Origin of the sequence: Devosia sp. (assembly GCF_036406155.1) — a bacterium.
In the GTDB taxonomy this organism is placed as follows: Bacteria; Pseudomonadota; Alphaproteobacteria; order Rhizobiales; family Devosiaceae; genus Devosia_A.
The window spans coordinates 1-19,066 of record NZ_DASWVV010000069.1 but is presented as its reverse complement, the minus strand read 5'-3'; the positions used below and the strand labels follow the sequence as shown (position 1 = coordinate 19,066).

Below are 19,066 nucleotides of genomic sequence, written 5' to 3'. Positions count from 1 at the left end.
GATAAGTTACGGCCTGTCTGGCCTATCCCCGCCAGGCCCGCCCGCTGCCCGGCGCCGGAGCTGTGGGGCTCCGCGCCGGGCTATCCTTGCGACAATCGCAGCCGCCGCAAGAACAGCCACAACAAAATAATCCCCGCCGCCTCCGCCGCCGCTAGACTCCCCTCACCTGCCCGCAGGCGGACGGGATCGCGAACGAACGGTTCGCGGGCGGGGGGCCGGGTGGCGCGGTGGTCGCATCGCGCCAGGCTGAAAGCGTGTCGGCGTGGGCCGGTTAGCCGGTCAAGCCGCTATTAACGCGGGGGGAGGCGGCAATGGGCGCCTCCCGAGGGACGACGGCCGCCACCCTTGAGGCGGCCGGGAGTTTCCCTGCCGCCGCACGGCTCCACCGGAGCCGTCGCGGGGCGGGGAACGGCCGTGGCGGGTTCGCCCGCCCGGCTGGCGCGGCGATGCGGGGGCTCTCCCCGGTCGACCAAGCCGCCCACCGTCCTCGCGATGCGGCAGGGGATGCACCCCGCCCGCCGCGCCATAGGCCCAAAATCCCGGTCGTGCCGGCGGGGCGAGCGCCTCGTTCTTCTGCGGACTACCGCGTGGGGCCAGTCCCCGCCGGCGCCGTCCCACTGCCCCGAACCCGGAGGCCACGCGGCCGGCCGGCGCCTCGGCGCGCGCCGCCTCAGCTGCCGCGGGCCGGGCGCATGTCGGCGAGATAGGCCGTTACCATCCCGGCGAGCATGAAGGCCAGGGCCTGGTGGCCCAGCGCCAGCGAGATCGGCACCATGAAGAGCAGTGTCGCAATGCCGAGCCCCACCTGCAGCAGGACGAGCAGCGCGATGCGGGGCAGCCAGGCGTGGGCGCCGGCAAGGCCCCCTGCCCGGCGGCGGCGCCACCACAGGATGGCGGCGTAGGCGACGATGGCGTAGGCCAGCAGGCGATGGTTGAACTGCACCGTGAGCGCATTCTCGAACAGATTGCGCCAGAACGGCGTCATGACGTCGAGCCCGGCCGGGATCAGCGCGCCGTCCATCAGCGGCCAGGTATTGTAGCCCATGCCGGCATCCAGCCCGGCGACGAAGCCGCCGGCCGCGATCTGCACGAGCAGCAGCGCCAGCAGTACCACGGCCGCGACGGTGCCGCCGCGCGCGTCAGGGCGGACGCCGGGGGTCAGGCGGCGGGCCACCCAGACCAGCGCCACGAACAGCAACGCTGCGGCGCTGAGGTGCGCGGCCAGCCGGTACTGGGACACCGACGTCAGCTCGCTCAGGCCGGAAGTCACCATCCACCAGCCGAGGAAGCCCTGGAAGCCGCCCAGGACGAACAGCCCGGCGAGCGGGGCGGCGAGGTTCCAGGTGAAGCGGCGCTGCACGAGGAAGACGAGGAACGGGATGGCGAAGGCGAAGCCGATGATCCGGCCGAGGAAGCGGTGTCCCCACTCCCACCAGAAGATGAACTTGAAATCCTCGAGGCTCATCCACGAATGCAGCACCTGGAACTGCGGAATCTGCTTGTAGGCCTCGAACTCGGCGTTCCAGTCGGCGTCGGACAGCGGCGGCACCATGCCGGAAATGGGGCGCCAGCTGGTGATGGAGAGGCCGGAATCGGTGAGGCGGGTGGCCCCGCCGACCACCACCATCAGCAGGACCAGCGCCGCCATGCAATACAGCCAGACCCGCACCGGCCGCAGGCGATCGGGGGCGGCGGGCGCCACACTCAACTGGGTTGCACTCAGGTCCAATCTGCTCTCCATATCCGGTCCGGACTGGTACGTCTTCGTCCTGTCCGTTGGCAATGGTGCCGATGCCGCACCCGGCAACAGAGAACAGATGACGCAACGCACCCGAAAACTGCTCGGCACCATGCTGGTGCTGGTCTCGATCGTGGTCTACTCGATCCTGGTCGGAACCATCTACGCCAATTTCCTGGCCGCCGCACCATGGTGGGCGCTGCTCGCCTATTTTGCCGTCGCCGGCGCGCTGTGGTTCTTCCCCGCTGCCTGGATCGTCCGCTGGATGTCACGGCCGGACCGGGCCGGCACGCACTAGCCGCCGTCGGGCGAGCCCCCGCCCCGATCGTTCGCCCCATCCCGCAGCAGCGAGAACACGGCCCCGGTCGCGAGGACGTCGACGTAGCGGCGCTCCTGGAACAGGCCGTTGAGCGAAACGCGCGGCAGCGCGTGCAGGCGGTCGCGATGGTGGGCGTAAACGCCGCCGGGGCGCGTGGTGACGGCGCTGCGCAGGCCCAGTTCCCGTGCCATGGCGAACTCGCGGGGGCCGGCCGACGCCGCGCCGCCGATGGGATAGGAAAAGTGCAGGGGGGCGGCGCCGAACTGGGCCTTCATCACCCGCACCGATTGGTCGATCTCGTTCCTCATGGCCGAGGGCGCGAGCTTGGCCAGCTCGAAGTGATGGACCGAATGCGCACCCAGCGTGCACAGTTGCTCGGTGGCGAAAACGCGCAACTCGTTCCAGTCCATGATCAAGTCGCGGCAATGCGCCGCGAGGTCGAGGCCATACTGGGCGGCAAGCTCGCGGATCAGGGCGACGCGGTCGGGCTCCGGCATGGCGCGCATCCGCCGGTAGATGCTGCCATAGGCCCGATATTTCTGTTCCACGGATTCGGTGGGCAGATATTCGGTCTCGCCGAGATAGGTGACGGCGATCGCCGACTGCGCGGCGATGATGTCCTCGAGGGCCTGCCACCAAACCTCGCCGACGCCGTCGACGAGGGCCGTGGGGACGTAGAGCGTGAAGGGACACTGCAGCCGCCGCAGCAGCGGCAACGCGTGTCTGAGGTTGTCGCGGTAGGCGTCGTCGAAGGTGAAGACGGCGAATGGCTTTTCCGGCTTTGCGGATTCGACGCGGCGCAAGGCCTCGTCGAGATCGACGATGTCGAACCCCAGTTCCCGCACCCTTGCCACCGCCGCCGCGAGGAATTCCGGCCGGACCTGCAGGATGGCATTGGGCGCGAAATCGGCCGGATCGTCGGGGAGTACCCGGTGCAGCGTGAAGATGATGCCGCGGCACGTGGAGAAGCGGCGGATCAGCGCCGTGAGGCGCGACGCCCACAGCAGCTCCAGCGCTGCGCGGTAGCCCAGATATCTGAGGGGTGCCACCGCTCAGGCCACTTCGGCGCGGCGCCGGGCCACCGCCGACAGCACATGGCTTACATCATAGCCGAGGGCCGCCGCGTCGTCCGTGGCTGCCGCGAGCCGGGCATTGTCGGCGGACTCGTCGCCGACGAGCACGAGCCGGCAGTCGATTCCGGCAAATAGCGGCAGCGTCGAGGCGAGCCCGATGCGCCCGGTGTTGACGATCGCGACGTCGTAGACGTCGGTCAGCGCGGCAACCAATGTGGCCGGCTTCATCGACCGCCGCTCGGGCGCCGGCAGCGTGCCCCAGCAGACCTCGGCCAGCCCCTCCCCCACCCGGTGGACCACGTCGCCGAAGCTGGCACGGCCGGCGCTGAGATCGGTGAGGCCGGGTTCCTCCGCGGCGCATCCGCTACCGGCGTCCACGCGACAGACGCTCAGGCCGAGGCGCAGGCAGCCGGCCACGAGCGCGTCTGAAATCTCGAGCGCCTCCGTGCCAGCGTCGAGAGCGGCGAGCATCACCACTCGGGCTTGTCCGGCCGCAACCTCGTCCAGGAGCGACCCCAGCCCGGCAGTTGCGGGGGCCATGGCGTCATCGGGCAGCGCGGCCGCGATCTCGGCGGCGGCGCGCATGACCGGTTCTTCGGGGGCGCGGGAGGCCCGCGCGGCCTCTACGAAGCCGGCCTCCTCCTCCGCACCGAGAAGACCTATCTCGGAGCCGGGGCGCGGCGTTGCCGCGACCTGCTCCAGCGCAGGCACTTGCAGCGTTGGCGGCTCCGCGACCTCGATCCGGATGCGCTCGCCCAACCCGCGGCCGGAGAGCAGCTCGGAGAACAGCACCCCGCCGATCTGCAGGGCCAGCGCGGTGAACCCCACTGCCCCGAGGATCATCGCCGTCTTGGGAGAGGCGGGCTGCACCGCCGGCGCCGCCAGGGTGACCACTCGCACGTCAGGCAGGGCGGACGAGGATTCGGTCCGCGACAGGGCTTCGTTGTAGCGCGCCAGATAGCTCTCGAGCAGGTCGCGCTGCGCCTTGGCTTCGCGCTCGAGGCCGGCCAGGGTCACGTTGTCCCTGGCGGCGGTCGATACCGAAACCTTGAGGCGGGCGAGGTCGTCGCGCAGCGCCGCCTCCATGTTGCCTTCAATCTCGGCCTCTGCCTCGAGCGTGTCGGCGACGCGGCGCGCTTCGCTGGCGATCTGTCGGTCCACCTCGGCAATCTGGGCCTTGAGTGCCCTGATCGTGGGATGGGCGGGCAACAGGGTCGTGGAACGCTGCGCCAGATCGCCCTGCAGGGTGGCGCGCGTCTGGATGAGTTCCTGGACGATGGCGGACCCGCGCACGTCGCTTACGCCGTCCAGCGGCTGCCCGGCCTCGAGCAGGCCACGGATCAGGCCGGCGCGGGCCTGTGCGGCGCTCCTGCGCTCCTGGGCCGCGGTGATCTGGCCCGACAGGCTGCTGAGCTGCTGGTTGAGGATGTTGCTGCTGTCGGTTCCCGGAAACAGATCGTTGTCGATGCGATAGCTGGCGACAGCGGCTTCCGCCTGCTGGACCTTGATGCGCAGTCGGTCGACTTCCTGCTTCAACCAGCCCGACGCCGCGGCCGTGTCCGACAGCGACAGGCCGGCGCGCCGACGCACATGGGCCTCGGCAATGGCGTTGGCGATGCGAGCCGACAGCTCCGGCTGCCCCGTGCGGACGATCACCGAAATGACCGCCGAATCGCGCTCCTGGACGACGGTCAGCCGATCGTTGAGGTTCTGCAGCACGGTTTCCTCGAGCCCGACCTGCGCCGGCTTTCGCCCCAGCAGTTGCCCCACCAGGCGCGTCGGCGACACGCCCGCGCCAATGAACTCCGGTTCCGACCGGAGGTTTTCCATGTCGATGACGGACAGCAGCGTGTCGCGCGATTTGATCAGCTCGATCTGGCTCGCCATCATCGCTGCGACCGGGATGGTGCTTCCCCCACCCCCGCCCGCTTCCAGCACATTGGCACGTTCCTCGACCAGCAGGCCCGCCGTCGATTCGTACGTCTTGGGAACAAACAGCAGCACGGCGGCCGTGGCGATGAGAATGCCGGCGGTAACGACCGCGATGCGCAGCCAACGCGAACGCAGGGCGCGGAGCAGCATGCCCATGTCAATGCGCAGGTCGGCCACGTGTGTCGACTCGTCCGTCATCGGCCACGTCTCGTAGTGATCTGCCCGAGTTATCGCGGTGGCATGGTAAGCATTCGGTTAAGCCGCCCTGCAAATCGCGCTGCATCTGCCTCGCCTATAAGCGGATTGTTAACCATGCGGCGGCACATTGCGGCGATCCAATTTATGAGTTTTCCATGCGTTGGCTGAGGCTACTGTCGATACTGTTGCTGGTGCCGCTCGCTGCCTGCGCCCTCAACGCGAGGCCCGCAACATCTCTCGACAGGCCGGGCGGGCCGTACCTGCTCGACAGCGGCGACACCCTGCGCATCGCGGTGTATGGCGAGGCGGACCTGAGCCGCAGCTACGTGATCGACGACACCGGGGCGGTGGCCGTACCGCTCGCGGGGCCGGTGGGCGTGCGAGGCCTCACCACCCAGTTGGCCGCTGCCCGCATCGCCGCGGCCCTGGCAGGCGGCTATATCCGCGAACCCAGCGTCACGGTCGAAGTCGAGCAGTACCGTCCGTTCTACATTCAGGGCGCCGTCGCGAATGGCGGACAGTATCCCTATGTGTACGGAATGACCGTGCGGGCGGCGGTCAGCACCGCCGGCGGGTTCTCGGACACTGCTGACAGGACGCGGGCAGTCATCCACCGCCGACAGGGCCGACAGGTGGTCGAGGCGCTCGTCGATCTCGATTTCCCGATCTACCCCAGCGACGCCATCACCGTGCCGGAGCGCTGGTTCTAGGCGATGGCGGACACGCCGCTCCGCATCCTGCAGATCCTGCGGGCGCCCGTCGGGGGCCTGTTCCGGCACGTCGGCGACCTGACCGAAGGCCTTGCGAGGCGCGGGCACAAGCTCGGCATCGTGGTCGACAGCCTGAGCGCGGATGCACTGACCGAGCAACGCCTCGCCGCCCTGCGGCCGATGGCGGCGCTGGGCATCCATAGCCTGCCCATCCCTCGGGTACTGGGCACGGGGGATTTCCTCACGCCCCTCCGGGTTCGGCGGCTGGCCCGCGCGCTGCGTGTGGAGGTACTGCACGGCCACGGCGCCAAGGGCGGGCTCAATGCCCGCCTCGGCGCCGGCAGTGACAGCGTCGCCGTGTACACCACCCATGGCGGGGTGTTGCACTTTCCCGTGGCGTCCATCTCGGGCCGGCTCTTCAGGGCATTTGAACGCGCCCTCTTGCCCCGCACGAGCGCGATCGTCTTCGAGAGCGCCTACGCCCGGGACAGGTTTCACGAAATGATCGGGGCGCCGCGCTGCCCCGACCCGGTCATCCACAACGGCCTCCGGCCGGCCGAGTTCGACCCGGTTGCAGTCGATCCCGACGCCGCCGACTTCGTCTTCGTCGGCGAGTTCCGCGCGCTCAAGGGCATTCATGTCCTGCTCGATGCCCTCGCCGACCTTCGTGCCCCCGACGGTCGCCCGGCACGCCTGGTGATGGCAGGCGGCGGCCCCGAGTTCGAGTCCTTCCGCCAGCAGGTCGCGGCCCGGGGCCTGGCGGAGCGGGTGAAGCTGCTCGGCGTCCGGCCGGCGCGCCCGACCCTGCAACAGGGCCGCTGCGTCGTCGTTCCTTCGCTCAAGGAGTCCCTGCCCTACGTCGTCCTCGAGGCGGCGGCCGCCTCCCGCCCGATGCTTGCCACCCGGGTCGGCGGCATTCCGGAGATCTTCGGGCCGACGGCGACCGGCCTTGTCCCTCCCGGCGACGTTTCCGCCCTCGGCATGGCGATGCAGCATTTCATGGACAACCCGGCGGCGGCGGAAGCCGAGGCCATCGAGCGGCGTGAATACGTCTCCCGCCATTTCTCGGCCGAGCGCATGGTAAGCGCCATCGAGGTCCTGTACCGGCAGACTCTTGCCGGCCGAAGCGCCCGCTAAACCAGATGTTCACCGGTCCGTCCGTAGCCTCGACCGGACAAGGCACTTTCCGCACGTCCTGACAGATGTTCCGCCTCGACCCAAAACCGGCCACCCCCGATCGCGTCGCCACCCCCGCTGCCGCACCGCAGCAGCCGGCAGGCCTGTCGGTGGCAGCCCGGGAGGTGATCGCCCGACCCGCGGAACCCACCTATTCGGCCGCCGTCATTTCGGGGTTGGTGCAAATGGCCGAGGCTGTCCTGCTCGCGGGACTCGGCCTTTCCATTCATGCGCTCTACGTGGCGGGGGACGAACGGCCGTTCTACCTCTTCGTCACGCTGGCGACGGTGGCCGTCGCCAACATCATGCAGCACGGCGCTCGCACCCACCGCATCGCCGCATACCGGACGCTGGCGAGACAGTTGCTGCGCGTGCTGGCCGCCTGGTCGCTGACCTTCACGCTTCTCGCGGTCGGCCTCGTGCTCTTCAAGTCCGCCGACCTGGTTTCGCGCGTCTGGCTCGTCAGCTGGTACGCGGCCGGGGCGCTTCTGCTGGTGGCGTTCCGCCTGGTGCTGCGCTCGCTGATCCGGCACTGGACCCGTGACGGCAGGCTGAAGCTGCGCACGGTCGTCGTCGGCGGTGGACCGGACGCGAGGATGCTGATCGAAGCGATCCGGAACACCGCCGAGAACGACATCAACCTGTTGGGCTTGTTCGACGACCGGCTGGACGAGCGCTCGCCGGCGGAGGTAGCGGGCCTGAAGAAGCTGGGCCGGGTCTCCGAACTCGCCGAGTTCGCGCGGCGGACGCGCGTCGATCTGGTGATCGTCTCGATGCCGGTGTCCGCCGAAGCCCGGGTCCTGGACATGCTGAAGCAGCTTTGGGTCCTGCCGGTCGACATTCGCCTGTCGGCCCACATGAGCAAATTGCGCTTCACCCGCCGCGCCTATTCCCATGTCGGCAGCGTTCCCGTCTTCGACGTGCTCGACCGCCCGATCACGGACTGGAACCTCGTGTTCAAGTGGGTGTTCGACAAGGCGGTGGCCATACTGGCACTTGGCCTGCTTTGGCCGGTGATGCTCGCCACCGCCCTCGCCATCAAGCTCGACAGCAAGGGGCCGGTGCTGTTCCGGCAGAAACGGCAGGGATTCAACAACGAGATCATCGAGGTCTTCAAGTTCCGCTCGATGTACGCCGACCAGCAGGACCTGACCGCGAGCCGTCTGGTGACCAAGGGGGATCCGCGCGTGACCCGCGTGGGTCGGTTCATCCGCAGCACGTCGATCGACGAACTCCCGCAGCTGTTCAACGTGCTCAGGGGTGATCTGTCGATCGTCGGGCCGCGCCCCCACGCCCTGGAGGCCAAGGCCGCCAACCAGCTCTACTATGAGGCGGTCGAAGGCTATTTCGCGCGGCACCGGGTGAAGCCGGGGATCACCGGCTGGGCCCAGATACACGGCTGGCGGGGCGAGACCGATACCGTCGACAAGATCCTGAACCGCGTGCATGCCGATCTGCACTACATCGAGAACTGGTCGCTGCTGCTCGATGTCTACATCATCCTCATGACCCCGATCTCGCTGCTTGTCCGCCGCGAGAACGCGTTCTGAACATGGTGGATGTAGCCGTCGCCCAGCGGCGCGCGACGAGCCAGGCCGGGCTCGGCCGGGCCTGGCTTCGCAGCCGTGCGGGCACCCTGCTGGACCGGCTGGTAGTCATCTGGGTGGTCTCCGGAGCTTTCGTGGCCACCGAGCCCTCCCCTTATGAGTTGACCTTCATTCTGGTCCTTGCCCTCGCCATGCTTGGAGGCTTCGGCCTGCACCGTTCGACCCTGGGACTGTTGCTGTTGCTCACCTGCTTCATCCCGTTCGGGCTCATTGCCGCCTTTCAGGTGAAATACACGCCATTAGGCGAGAGTCTGGTCTACCTGGCCGTAACCATTTTCCTGCTGTTTACAGCCTATTTTGTTGCCAACTTCGTGGCGGATGCGCCGCAGCGGCGCATCCGACTGGTTGTCTGGGCCTATATCGCGGCGGCGGCTCTTTCGGCGCTGGCTGGGCTCATGGGGTACCTCGACCTGGTTCCGGGCGCCAATGCGCTGACCCTCTATGGCCGGGCCAAGGCCCTGTTCAAGGACCCGAATGTCTACGGCCCCTTCCTGGTGCTGCCCGCGATGTACCTGCTGCAGCGCGTCCTGCTGGCTACCGGCAGACGCCAGCTTCTGGCAGGGGCGCTCTTCGGGCTTCTTTTCGTGGGCGTCTTCGTCAGTTTCTCGCGGGCGGCCTGGGGGCATCTGGCCGCTTCCGGCGTGCTGGTGTTCGTGCTGGTCTTCATTTTCGAGGCGCAGACCCGGGACCGGGTGAGGATGATCCTGGTGGGGATGGCGGGAGCGCTGGCGTTGCTGATCGCGCTGGCCGGGCTGCTGGCCATCCCGCAGGTGGGGGAACTGTTCGAAACCCGCGCCAGCGCCCAGTCCTATGACGAGGGCGCCACCGGGCGCTTTGGCCGCCAGGCCTTCGCCTTCGACCTGGCACTGTCCCATCCACTCGGCCTCGGGCCGCTCGAATTCCGCAACACCCGCGTCAAGGAGGAACCGCACAATACCTATGTGAACGTCTTCCTGTCCTATGGCTGGGGTGGCGGGCTGGCAATGGTCCTGCTCATCGCCACGACCATCTGGCGGGGGGCCCGCTTCGTCGTCCGCCCCTCCCCGAACCGCCTGTTGCTCATCCCGCTGATCTCAACCTTCGGCATCCTCAGTATCGAGGCCGCCATCATCGATCTCGACCACTGGCGCCACTTCTACCTTCTGGCGGGGCTGATCTGGGGCGTGACAGCGGCCTACCAGCGCGTGGAGGCCGAGGAGTCGAAGCGACTCCCAACACCGGTCTAGTCCATCCACGCCTCGGCCAGGGCGGCGGTCTCCGCGGCGAAACGTTCCCGGTGCTGTGCTGCAAGTTCGGTTTCCCCGTGCGAACCGATCCAGGCCAGAAGCGCCATGCGCCGCAGCAGCACCATGGCGTCGATCATGCCCAGGTCATCCGCCGAAAGCGGACGGATGGCGCTGTAGCCCTCGATCCAGCAACGCCTGAGTGCCGCCGCCTGCGGCGTCGTCTCGATGAACGAGAGGCTGGCAGCCAGGTCGTACAGGAACCAGCCGAAGCCACAGTCGTCGAAGTCGATGAGCGTCACGCGGCCGTCGTCAACCAACAGGTTGGCGAGCCGCATGTCAGCGTGGATCAGGCCGTAGCGGTCCGGTCCGCGGCCGTAGGCGTGAAGGGCCAGCCGCAGCCTGCTGTCGACTTCCCCGAGGGTCCGGCGTACCGACCCGACCACGCCGGGCGCCTGACGCCAGTCCCCCCACAGGCCATCGGCATCGAGGATCGCCGTCTCGGTCCAATGCGGCCTTTCGAACCCCGGGGGCAAGGTCCAGGATTGCACATGCCGATGCGCCACCGCCGCGAACCCGCCGATCGTGCGGAACAGCCCGGACAGATCCTCTCCCGGCTGGGGTTCGCGGCCCGGCTCGAAGCAGAATAGCACGGCCGAACGCCCCCCCGCGTCCTGGACCAGTGCCCCGTCCCGGCCGGGGAGCGCCCGCGGCAGCGGCAGCCCCGTTTTCTCCAGCGCCGCGATCCAGGCGAGTTCGCTGTCGATCGACTCCGGCGTCTGGTAGCCGGGACGGTGGACCCTCAGGATGTGCCGCACGCCATTCGGCCCATCGACCCGATATGTGTGGTTCTCCGACAGGTTGATGAGCGTCGCCCGGCCGCCGCACGTCTCGCTCCAGCGCTCAAGGCAGGCGTCGAGGCCGGGAACGTCCAATTCTCGCACTTCGCACTCCACGGCTCGAGGGCACCGCCAGGCGACCGCCACGCGCGGTTCCCGACGGCTTCTGCGGCCTTTGCGAGGCGCCGTCAACGGACAGCGACGGACGTGCAAAGGGTTGCCTTGGCAGCGCCGAGCGACTAGATAGTGCCTCGTCGGGGTGTAGCGCAGCCTGGTAGCGCATTTGTCTGGGGGACAAAGGGTCGTCGGTTCAAATCCGGCCACTCCGACCATTCAACCCTCATCGCGGACCTCGCGTGCGGCAACCTCAGGGCGCTCTGGATAGTTATCCGGAAGCGAACAACAGGAGGTCGGAATGGCAATTCACAGATTGCTGACGGCGGCCGTGGCCGTTGGCATGGTCGCGGTGCCGACGGCGACACCGGCGGCCTTCGTCTTGGGCAACCAGATCTACCCCGACTACCGCAAGGCGGAGTTGCGGGCGGCGTGCCAGGGTCTCGAGGCAAAGTCACGCGAGTCACTGACCGCGGAGTTCAACGTCGACGAAGAATCGAACGATCCGGCGAGCGCCTATTACCTGGCGCATGTGACCTTTACGCTGCGTGACTGCGAGGAAGCCGGCCTGCTGTGAGGTGTGCAGCGCCGAACGAGTACACTATCCTTCGCGGGCCCGCTCGAGGATGCGCTTGCAGTCCAGCAATTCGCGCAGCACGCCGGCAAGCTTTTCCCGGTCACTACCGCTGAGCCCCTTGCCCGCCACGGTGGGCGCCGGCTCCGGCTCCACCTCGGGCGGGATCGCGCCGCGCTGCGCAGCGGGTACGGTGGCTGCAGGTGCCTGCACCACAGGTTCGATGGGTTGCCCCTCGCCGATACCGATAACGTAGCGGATCCCTTGGTCCTTGAGGATGCGCTGCACGCCCTTGATGGTGAACCCTTGGTCGTAGAGAAGGTGCCGGATGCCCTTGAGCAACAACACGTCCTCCGGCCGATAATACCGCCGACCGCCCCCGCGCTTCAGCGGCTTGATGTTCGAGAAACGCGTCTCCCAGAACCGCAACACGTGCTGCGGCAGATCCAGTTCCTCGGCGGCCTCAGAGATCGTACGGAAGGCGTCTGGTGACTTCTCCACCCGGCGTGACCCCACAAAACTGGCTTATTTTCCAGTACGAACCATAGATTTGTTGATCTTGGATTTCAATACATTGCTGGGTTTGAACACCAGCACCTGCCGCGGCAGGATCGGAACTTCTTCGCCTGTCTTGGGATTGCGTCCGATGCGCTCGTTCTTGGACCTGACATGGAAAGAGCCGAAGGACGACAGCTTGACGTGCTGGCCCGAAACCAGCGCTTCCGAGATCAGGTCGAGGACGCGCTCGACCAGTTCGGCCGATTCGGTTCTGGACAGGCCAACCGTTTCGTAGACCGCCTCCGCGAGGTCGGCCCGGGTCACCGTCTTCTGCGCCATTCTCCCCTCCGTTTCGCCAAACTGGGTGACAACCCCCGCCAAGCGCCCCACCTAAGCACCGGAAAAGATTAACGCGGCCAGCCCGCGCTGACAATCATACTTACCAATCAATATGATGGGCTACCAGCGAATCAGCGAGGCCCCCCAGGTGAAGCCGCCGCCCATGGCTTCGATCATCACCAGGTCGCCCCGCTTGATGCGGCCGTCCGCCACGGCCGTGCTCAGTGCAAGCGGCACGGACGCCGCCGATGTGTTGGCGTGGCGGTCTACCGTCACCACGACCTTCTCTGGCGGGATTCCGAGCTTGACCCCTGCGCCGTCGATGATGCGCTTGTTGGCCTGGTGGGGCACGAACCAGTCGAGGTCGTCGATGCCGTAACCGGCGGCGTCGAGGACGTTGTGGACGACGTCGGTGATCATGCCCACGGCGTGCTTGAAGACCTCCTTGCCCTCCATGCGGACGAGCCCCATGCTGCGCGTCGATGAGGGGCCGCCATCGGTATACAGTTTGTTCCAGTGCCTGCCGTCGGAGCGCAGGCTCGAGGCGAGCACGCCTCGCTCCGGCGGGCCCTCCTTGCCCAGTTCCATGACAACGGCGCCGGCACCGTCGCCGAACAACACGCAGGTCGTGCGGTCGGTCCAGTCGAGGATGCGGGAGAATGTCTCGGCCCCGATGACCAGCACCCGCCGGGCGAGGTTGTTCTTGAGATAGGAATCCGCGGTGGCAACCGCGAAGACAAAGCCCGAACACACCGCCTGGAGGTCAAATGCCGCGCCGTGATGCATGCCGAGCTTCTGCTGCACCAGCGTCGCCGTGGCGGGGAACGTCATGTCCGGCGTTGTCGTGGCGACGATGATGAGGTCAATGTCCTCGATGCCGACTCCGGCGTTCTCCAACGCCTTGCGGCCCGCGGCCGCGGCAAGGTCCGAAGTGTTTTCGCCCTCGGCCGCGATGTGGCGCTGGCGGATACCAGTTCGCTGCACGATCCATTCGTCCGACGTGTCGACCATCTTGGCCAGTTCGTCATTCGTCAGGATGCGGGCCGGCAGGTAGGCGCCGACACTGCGTACGATGGAGTGTCTCTCGTTCAAGCCGGATTGCCCTCTGGTTCTGATCTTGTCGAAGCCTCGACAGGCAAGGCAGGGAAGCGGCGCAGGCCCTCGCCAATCTTGTCGATGAGGCGGCTGCGCGCCATCTCGTAGGCCAGGCCCAGGGCGGCCTTGAAGCCGATCTCGTCGGTGCCCCCGTGGCTCTTTATGACGATACCGTTGAGGCCCAGGAAGACGCCGCCATTGATGTTGCGTGGATCGAGCTTGCGCTTGAGTGCCTGCAGGGCGCGCCCGGCAATGGCGGCGCCGAGCATGGAGATCGGGTCCGCCTTCAGCGCCTCGCGCATATAGGTGCCCACCTGGCGCGCTGTCCCTTCGGCGGTCTTCAGTGCGATATTGCCGGTGAAGCCCTCGGTGACGACCACGTCCACGGTGCCCTTGCCGATGTCGTCGCCCTCGACGAAACCGTGATAGACGAAACCAGCTCCGCTGGCATCGGCCAGGAAGCGGGCCGCATCCCGCACCTCGTCGTGCCCCTTGAGCTCCTCGGTGCCGATATTGAGCAGCCCCACGGTCGGCGTCTCCTGGTCGAACAGGGCCCGCGCCAGCGCCGCCCCCAGGATCGAGAAGTCGACGAGCTGGCGGGCGTCCGCGCCTACGGTGGCGCCGACATCGAGCACGATGATGTCGGTCCGCAGCGTGGGCCAGATGGCCGCGATCGCTGGCCGCGCAATCCCTTCCATGGGTCGCAGGCAGAATGTCGCCATCGCCATCAGGGCACCGGTATTGCCTCCCGAGATGGCGACGTCGGCCTCCCCTGCCCGGACTGTCTCCAGAGCCGCCCACATCGACGAAGTGCCGCGCCCCTTGCGCAAGGCCTGGGACGGCTTGTCGTCCATCGCGATCACATTGTCGCTGTGGACGATCCTGGAGACCGGCTTCAGCTCCGGATATTCGTCGAGCAGCGGACGAAGCTCGTCCGCGCGGCCGTGAAAGACGTACTTGATGTTGCGACGCTCCCGCAGGGCGAGGCGGGCACCGTGAAACACCACGCGCGGCCCCTTGTCGCCGCCCATGGCGTCTACCGAAATGCGAATGGAATCGCTCATAACCGCCTATCAATTGCCCTGCCGCGCGGGCCGGTCGCCAAAATACCCAAACGCCCCGGTCGCGCAAGCCAAACCGGATCAGGCCTTGTCTTCGTTCTTCTTGAGGGATCGGAGCCCGGCAAACGGCGATTCATCCCGGTCTGCTTCCGGCAGGCCCAGCGTATCGAGGCTTTCCCCCTCGGCCCGTGGATAGGGGTCGATGGCGAGAGCCAGGGTTTCGATGATCAGGCCGGAGAGGTCTGCCTCCGGGCCCTCGAAATGATCGGGAAGGTCCTCGCCGTCGAGATCGACGAAGACCTCGGCTCCGGCCGGGCCGGCGTAAGGCTTCTCGCCGCCAGGGAGGAAGACCCGGTCGACCGGCTCGGAAATCTCCTGGCGAACCGGCTCCAGCGTGATCACGCTCGGTTGCACGACGACGGCCGTCAGGCGCCCGGTTACCCGCATTCCCCCGCGGAACTTCACGGCGTGCAGGGCGATATCGAGGTGCGCGACCTCCGTGACCCCGACTGCCTCGGCAATCTGCCGGCGCTCCTCCTCGGCGACGGACAGGGCAAGGTCTCGCCCCGCCGGCGGCATCGAGTCGAGGCGGATGCTGGCGTCAGTGATGCGGGGGGTGCTCATGCTGCAAACTCGATGCGGCCGCGGGCGATCGTCTCGAGCGGCTGCGTCTCGAGCGCCGCCGCTACGGCGAAGATGTACTCGGCAAGTTCCGGCACGGACTCGGCCTTGCCCTCGTCGAAGAGGTTCCGGGCCAGCACGGCCTCGACCGCCGCGCGCTCGCCGCGGTCCAGCGCCTCATTGAGGTTCGCCAGCAACCCATAGAAGATGTTTCCCATCTGCCGGATCTTCTTCGGCACCCCCAAATCAGTCACCCCCATCTCGCGCAGCGAGCGATCCATGTCCTTGAAGAAGAGGTCGAACACGGCCTGTGCGAACGATTTCACGTCGGCGTCGTCCGAACGCAGGCGGCGGAACAATAGCGCCATGTGCAGGCTTACCATGTCGAACCGTCCGGTCACCGTATCGGGGACGCCCCACTCCGCGTAGAAACGGGGCTGCCGGGATTGCGCCACAATGGCGCGATAGACGGCATAAACCGCTTCGGTGGAAGGCTTTTTGCGGAATACTCCGAAGATCATGCGGTACGCTCAGCGTCGTGTCGGTCAGCAGCTGCCGGGGCAAAAGGGGTGCCTGAAATCAGAGCCAGCTTGCCTTGTGGGGCATTTGGCAGCTAAACAGACGGCGGCAAAAGGGGAGCCTCGGCCGCCTGCTGCGTATTAGTCGAGACCCATCTTGAAAGTCAAACCCATGCCGTTGAGTCTTGCCAGTCGCCATCTGCTCGGACTTTCCGCCGTTGCGGCTGCAATGGTGCTGGCCGGGTGCAGTCCCAGCGGGCTGTCGCTGACGCAGCACCGGACGCAGGGCTACAGCATCTCCCAGGACGCACTGGCGCAGATCCGGCCGGGCCAGAGCCAGCAGCTGGTCACCATGGTGCTGGGCTCGCCGCAGACGACCAACAGCTTCGGCAACGAGACGGCCTACTACTACGTGCAGACGAAGGTCGAGCAGACCGCCTTCGGACTCGAGATCGCCAAGGACCGCACCGTTCTCGCCGTCTACTTCGACAAGAACAACAAGGTCATCGACAAGGCCGTGTACGGCACCAAGGACGGCAAGGTGTTCCAGATCGAGTCGCGCCGGACGCCCTCCTTCGGCGAAGACCGTACGTTCATCGAGTCGATCCTGGCCTCTATCTAATAGGCGGCTCCCCCGGCACGGGCCTTGCCTGCGTCGTATTGGCCCCAGGCCAGGATCGCGATCGCACACGCCGCAATGGCGATGGCCAGGATGTTGATCGACTGCCAGCCGATGAGCTGCAGCAGCAGGCCCGACGCGATCGAGGCGACAGCCATGACGCCGAAGACGACCTGTTCGTTCAAGCCCTGGACACGCGCTGCTTCCTCGGGGCGGTAGCTCGAGGCAAGCAGCGCCGTGGAGGCGATGAAACCGAGGTTCCAGCCGACCCCCAGCAACACCAGGGTAGCGACGAAATGGCCGACGCTGACGCCGGACAGGCTGACCACGCCCGCGATCAGGATGCCGAGCAATCCCAGGCTCGCCGTAAGGTGCGGACCGAGCCGGGAGACAATGCTGCCCGTCACGAAGCTCGGCGCGAACATCGCTATGATGTGCCACTGGATGGCGAAAGCCGCCTCTTCGGTGGTGTGGCCGCAAACGAACACCATGGCGAGCGGCGCCCCCACCATGACCAGCGTCATCAGCGCGTAGCTTGCGGCGCCGCCGACCATGGCAACGACGATCTGCGGCGTGCGCAGCAGGGTCCCGAGCGAACGACCGGCCTTGCGGTCCTCGGCCCGTTGCACCGTCGGCGCGAGCCGCGTGAGCGACAGCGCTCCGATGGCGAGGAAGGCCAGCCCGGCCATCACCAGATAGGCCCCCGAGAACGTCGCGCCGGGGATCAGGTCCTTTGACAGGATGGTGAGTTGCGGGCCGATGAACCCGGCCAGCACCCCGCCGAACAGCACCCACGAGATGGCCCGCGACTTGAGGGCCGCCGGCACGCTGTCGGCGGCAGCGAAGCGGTATTGCTGGGCAAAGGCGGCCGAAGCCCCGAAGGCAGCGAGTGCGACGCAGAACAGCCAGAAATTGCCGATCCAGGAAGCCGCCGTCGCCAGCAACGCCGCCGGGATGGAGACCGCCGCTCCGAACACGAATCCCTGCCGTCGGCCCCACGAATGGATGGCCCATGCCGCCGGTCCAGTCGCGAGCGCGGTGCCGATGATCATCAGGCTGACGGGCAGCGTGGCCAGCCCCTGGGCCGGCGCCATGCCGGCGGCCGTGAGGGCGGCAACGGATATCAGGATCGCCTGGCCGGAGCCCCCCAGGGCCTGGCTGATCGACAGCAGCGCAATATTGCGGACAGGAGAACCGGTCGCCGCGGTCATGGGCAGGGCCTAACTCGGTTTCTGGTCGGCCATATTGCCACGATCGGCCTGCCTTGCGATAGCGTCGAGCACGCCGTTGACCAGGCCCGCTGCATCCTCCTCGTAGAACGCCTTGGCGATGTCGACATACTCGGTGATGACGACGCCGCTCGGGATGTCCCTGCGACGCAGAAGCTCGAAGGTCGCGGCGCGCAGGATGGCGCGGAGCGTCGCGTCGATCCTGGCCACCGGCCAGCCGCGTTGCAGGGCATTGTCGACCGTGGGATCGATGTCGAGTTGGTAACGGATGACCCCGCTCACGATCTGGCGGAAGAAATCCGCGTCTGCGGGGAGGTACTGCTCCCCTTCGATCTCCCGCCCGAGATGATGAGCGTTGAACTGGGCAAGCGTATCCTCGAGCGACTGCCGGCCGATGTCCATCTGGTAGAGGGCCTGCACAGCCGCGAGCCGCGCCGCACTTCGCTGGTTGGCGGGTCTCACCGCATCACGCTGCCGTCGCGTTGTCTGGGTCACGCCGGAGCTCCCGGCCGGATATGCGGCGCCATCGCCATGAAGAGTTCCTCGGTCCTGCGCCGTAATCGTCTGCTCCGGCCACCATGCCCATAGTCGGCCGGACCCGAAATCGCAACTGCACCGCCGCGACGGGGTGCCCTTCCGAGCACGCGCCTGGATGTCAGCATCATATCGGCGCCCAGAGCCGGCCGGTCAACCTCGGCCAGACCGCTCAGTCGTCATCGGCCCGCGAAGCGTCCCCGTCCTCGTCGTGCAGCTTGGCGAGAAAGGAGCGAAAATCGTCGGCCGCCGAGAAATTCTTGTAGACGGAGGCAAAGCGGACGAAGGCGACGTCGTCGAGGCCCTTGAGCCCGTCCATGACGAACTCGCCGATCTGATCCGAGGTGATTTCGACTTCGCCAAGACTCTCCAGCTGCCGCACTACCCCCGAGATCATGCGCTCGATCCGCTCGGGCTCGACCGATCGCTTGCGCAGGGCGGTGTAGACGGACCGCGCCAGCTTCTCCCGATCGAAGGGGACCTTGCGACCCGACTTCTTGATCACGGTGAGCTCGCGCAGTTGCACGCGCTCGAACGTCGTGAAGCGGCCGCCGCAGGCGTTGCAGATGCGCCGGCGCCGGATGGCGCTCGAATCCTCGGTGGGCCGGCTGTCCTTGACCTGCGTGTCGTCGTTTCCGCAATAGGGACAGCGCATCGGCTAGGCCAGGCCAGGGTAGATCGGGAACCGGTCCGTGAGCTGGATCACCTTCTGGCGCACCGCTGCCTCGACAGCCGCGTTGCCTTCGTCGGAGTTGGCCTCGCGCAGTCCGTCCAGGACCTCGACGATGAGATTGCCGATCTCGCGGTATTCCGCCTCGCCGAAGCCGCGGGTCGTGCCTGCTGGGGTGCCAAGGCGAATCCCGGACGTCACGAACGGCTTTTCGGGGTCGAACGGAATACCGTTCTTGTTGCAGGTGATGTAAGCCCGGCCGAGCCCCTGCTCCGCCCGCTTGCCTGTTGCGTTCTTCTTGCGCAGGTCGACCAGCATCAGGTGGTTGTCGGTACCACCCGACACGACGTCGAGGCCGTGCTCGATCAGCGTCGCGGCC

Annotated in this window: 20 protein-coding genes, 1 tRNA gene and 1 pseudogene; 8 read left to right on the top strand and 14 right to left on the bottom strand. The window is 67.2% G+C overall.

Features of this window, described 5'->3' with window-relative positions:
• Positions 1-670 precede the first annotated feature (670 nt).
• A complete protein-coding gene (locus VGD93_RS04400; RefSeq protein WP_395009568.1) occupies positions 671-1,729 on the bottom strand; it encodes a COX15/CtaA family protein in 1,059 nt (352 codons plus the stop codon).
• Between the two features lie 88 nt (positions 1,730-1,817).
• Between VGD93_RS04400 and VGD93_RS04395 the strand changes: the two genes are divergently transcribed.
• A complete protein-coding gene (locus tag VGD93_RS04395; protein WP_395009566.1) occupies positions 1,818-2,036 on the top strand; it encodes a DUF2842 domain-containing protein in 219 nt (72 codons plus the stop codon).
• On the opposite strand, the gene VGD93_RS04390 is transcribed toward VGD93_RS04395, so the two are convergent.
• Both VGD93_RS04390 and VGD93_RS04385 read right to left on the bottom strand, forming a co-directional pair.
• Entirely contained in the window at positions 2,033-3,106 is a 1,074-nt protein-coding gene (locus VGD93_RS04390; protein WP_395009564.1) for a polysaccharide deacetylase family protein, read from the bottom strand. The genes VGD93_RS04395 and VGD93_RS04390 overlap by 4 nt on opposite strands.
• 3 nt (positions 3,107-3,109) lie before the next feature.
• Positions 3,110-5,260, bottom strand: a complete 2,151-nt coding sequence (locus tag VGD93_RS04385; protein ID WP_395009562.1) for a GumC family protein — start codon at positions 5,258-5,260, stop codon at positions 3,110-3,112.
• Between the two features lie 155 nt (positions 5,261-5,415).
• Here VGD93_RS04385 and VGD93_RS04380 point away from each other — a divergent pair, with 155 nt between their 5' ends.
• The 4 genes from VGD93_RS04380 (at position 5,416) to VGD93_RS04365 (ending at position 9,979) form a co-directional block, all read left to right on the top strand.
• Entirely contained in the window at positions 5,416-5,970 is a 555-nt protein-coding gene (locus tag VGD93_RS04380; protein WP_395009560.1) for a polysaccharide biosynthesis/export family protein, read from the top strand.
• Positions 5,971-5,973: 3 nt separating this feature from the next.
• Positions 5,974-7,107: a glycosyltransferase family 4 protein gene (locus VGD93_RS04375; protein ID WP_395009558.1), complete on the top strand. Its 1,134-nt coding sequence runs from the start codon at positions 5,974-5,976 to the stop codon at positions 7,105-7,107.
• A gap of 65 nt (positions 7,108-7,172) precedes the next feature.
• Positions 7,173-8,696 (top strand): undecaprenyl-phosphate glucose phosphotransferase, encoded by a 1,524-nt coding sequence (locus VGD93_RS04370; RefSeq protein ID WP_395009556.1) that lies wholly within the window; start codon positions 7,173-7,175, stop codon positions 8,694-8,696.
• A 2-nt stretch (positions 8,697-8,698) separates the two neighbouring features.
• Complete coding sequence (locus tag VGD93_RS04365) at positions 8,699-9,979, top strand: O-antigen ligase family protein (protein WP_395009554.1); 1,281 nt, start codon at positions 8,699-8,701, stop codon at positions 9,977-9,979.
• Here VGD93_RS04365 and VGD93_RS04360 read toward each other — a convergent pair.
• Positions 9,976-10,911 (bottom strand): phosphotransferase enzyme family protein, encoded by a 936-nt coding sequence (locus VGD93_RS04360; protein WP_395009552.1) that lies wholly within the window; start codon positions 10,909-10,911, stop codon positions 9,976-9,978. The two genes, VGD93_RS04365 and VGD93_RS04360, sit on opposite strands and share 4 nt — an antisense overlap.
• A gap of 159 nt (positions 10,912-11,070) precedes the next feature.
• Here VGD93_RS04360 and VGD93_RS04355 point away from each other — a divergent pair.
• Positions 11,071-11,147 (top strand) — tRNA-Pro (locus VGD93_RS04355).
• Positions 11,148-11,230: 83 nt separating this feature from the next.
• The gene (locus VGD93_RS04350) at positions 11,231-11,506 is read left to right on the top strand and encodes a hypothetical protein (protein WP_395009550.1); all 276 of its coding nucleotides are present in this window, start codon (positions 11,231-11,233) and stop codon (positions 11,504-11,506) included.
• Positions 11,507-11,530: 24 nt separating this feature from the next.
• Here VGD93_RS04350 and VGD93_RS04345 read toward each other — a convergent pair whose 3' ends face one another.
• From VGD93_RS04345 to VGD93_RS04320, 6 genes are all read right to left on the bottom strand, one after another.
• Positions 11,531-12,004, bottom strand: a complete 474-nt coding sequence (locus tag VGD93_RS04345; RefSeq protein ID WP_395009548.1) for a MerR family transcriptional regulator — start codon at positions 12,002-12,004, stop codon at positions 11,531-11,533.
• Between the two features lie 24 nt (positions 12,005-12,028).
• Complete coding sequence (locus VGD93_RS04340) at positions 12,029-12,340, bottom strand: integration host factor subunit alpha (protein ID WP_395009546.1); 312 nt, start codon at positions 12,338-12,340, stop codon at positions 12,029-12,031.
• 120 nt (positions 12,341-12,460) lie between these two features.
• Positions 12,461-13,432 carry a beta-ketoacyl-ACP synthase III gene (locus VGD93_RS04335; protein WP_395009544.1) on the bottom strand — a complete coding sequence of 324 codons (972 nt, stop codon included), beginning with the start codon at positions 13,430-13,432 and terminating at the stop codon, positions 12,461-12,463.
• Positions 13,429-14,499, bottom strand: coding sequence for a phosphate acyltransferase PlsX (gene plsX, locus VGD93_RS04330; protein WP_395009542.1), 1,071 nt, complete (start codon positions 14,497-14,499; stop codon positions 13,429-13,431). Before plsX ends, VGD93_RS04335 begins: the two co-directional genes overlap by 4 nt.
• A gap of 78 nt (positions 14,500-14,577) precedes the next feature.
• Positions 14,578-15,120: a YceD family protein gene (locus tag VGD93_RS04325; protein WP_395009540.1), complete on the bottom strand. Its 543-nt coding sequence runs from the start codon at positions 15,118-15,120 to the stop codon at positions 14,578-14,580.
• Positions 15,117-15,638: a ubiquinol-cytochrome C chaperone family protein gene (locus VGD93_RS04320; protein WP_395009538.1), complete on the bottom strand. Its 522-nt coding sequence runs from the start codon at positions 15,636-15,638 to the stop codon at positions 15,117-15,119. The genes VGD93_RS04325 and VGD93_RS04320 overlap by 4 nt, the downstream gene beginning before the upstream one ends.
• A gap of 154 nt (positions 15,639-15,792) precedes the next feature.
• Here VGD93_RS04320 and VGD93_RS04315 point away from each other — a divergent pair, with 154 nt between their 5' ends.
• Complete coding sequence (locus tag VGD93_RS04315; RefSeq protein ID WP_395009536.1) at positions 15,793-16,257, top strand: outer membrane protein assembly factor BamE; 465 nt, start codon at positions 15,793-15,795, stop codon at positions 16,255-16,257.
• Here the strand turns inward: VGD93_RS04315 and VGD93_RS04310 are convergent.
• From VGD93_RS04310 to glyA, 4 genes and pseudogenes are all read right to left on the bottom strand, one after another.
• Entirely contained in the window at positions 16,254-17,465 is a 1,212-nt protein-coding gene (locus tag VGD93_RS04310; protein WP_395009534.1) for an MFS transporter, read from the bottom strand. The genes VGD93_RS04315 and VGD93_RS04310 overlap by 4 nt on opposite strands.
• A 9-nt stretch (positions 17,466-17,474) precedes the next feature.
• A complete protein-coding gene (gene nusB, locus VGD93_RS04305) occupies positions 17,475-17,978 on the bottom strand; it encodes a transcription antitermination factor NusB (protein WP_395009532.1) in 504 nt (167 codons plus the stop codon).
• Between the two features lie 211 nt (positions 17,979-18,189).
• Entirely contained in the window at positions 18,190-18,672 is a 483-nt protein-coding gene (gene nrdR / locus VGD93_RS04300; protein ID WP_395009530.1) for a transcriptional regulator NrdR, read from the bottom strand.
• 3 nt (positions 18,673-18,675) lie between these two features.
• Positions 18,676-19,066, bottom strand: a pseudogene (gene glyA, locus VGD93_RS04295) (serine hydroxymethyltransferase); the annotation flags it as partial.

Bases quoted from the DNA above. Each gene is read 5' to 3' on its own strand.
- VGD93_RS04380 (WP_395009560.1), top strand. From the start codon at position 5,416: ATGCGTTGGCTGAGGCTACTGTCGATACTGTTGCTGGTGCCGCTCGCT.
- nrdR (WP_395009530.1), bottom strand. From the start codon at position 18,672: ATGCGCTGTCCCTATTGCGGAAACGACGACACGCAGGTCAAGGACAGC.
- VGD93_RS04325 (WP_395009540.1), bottom strand. From the start codon at position 15,120: ATGAGCACCCCCCGCATCACTGACGCCAGCATCCGCCTCGACTCGATG.
- VGD93_RS04310 (WP_395009534.1), bottom strand. From the start codon at position 17,465: ATGACCGCGGCGACCGGTTCTCCTGTCCGCAATATTGCGCTGCTGTCG.
- VGD93_RS04350 (WP_395009550.1), top strand. From the start codon at position 11,231: ATGGCAATTCACAGATTGCTGACGGCGGCCGTGGCCGTTGGCATGGTC.
- VGD93_RS04320 (WP_395009538.1), bottom strand. From the start codon at position 15,638: ATGATCTTCGGAGTATTCCGCAAAAAGCCTTCCACCGAAGCGGTTTAT.
- VGD93_RS04385 (WP_395009562.1), bottom strand. From the start codon at position 5,260: ATGACGGACGAGTCGACACACGTGGCCGACCTGCGCATTGACATGGGC.
- VGD93_RS04370 (WP_395009556.1), top strand. From the start codon at position 7,173: ATGTTCCGCCTCGACCCAAAACCGGCCACCCCCGATCGCGTCGCCACC.
- VGD93_RS04340 (WP_395009546.1), bottom strand. From the start codon at position 12,340: ATGGCGCAGAAGACGGTGACCCGGGCCGACCTCGCGGAGGCGGTCTAC.
- VGD93_RS04395 (WP_395009566.1), top strand. From the start codon at position 1,818: ATGACGCAACGCACCCGAAAACTGCTCGGCACCATGCTGGTGCTGGTC.
- VGD93_RS04365 (WP_395009554.1), top strand. From the start codon at position 8,699: ATGGTGGATGTAGCCGTCGCCCAGCGGCGCGCGACGAGCCAGGCCGGG.
- plsX (WP_395009542.1), bottom strand. From the start codon at position 14,499: ATGAGCGATTCCATTCGCATTTCGGTAGACGCCATGGGCGGCGACAAG.
- VGD93_RS04375 (WP_395009558.1), top strand. From the start codon at position 5,974: ATGGCGGACACGCCGCTCCGCATCCTGCAGATCCTGCGGGCGCCCGTC.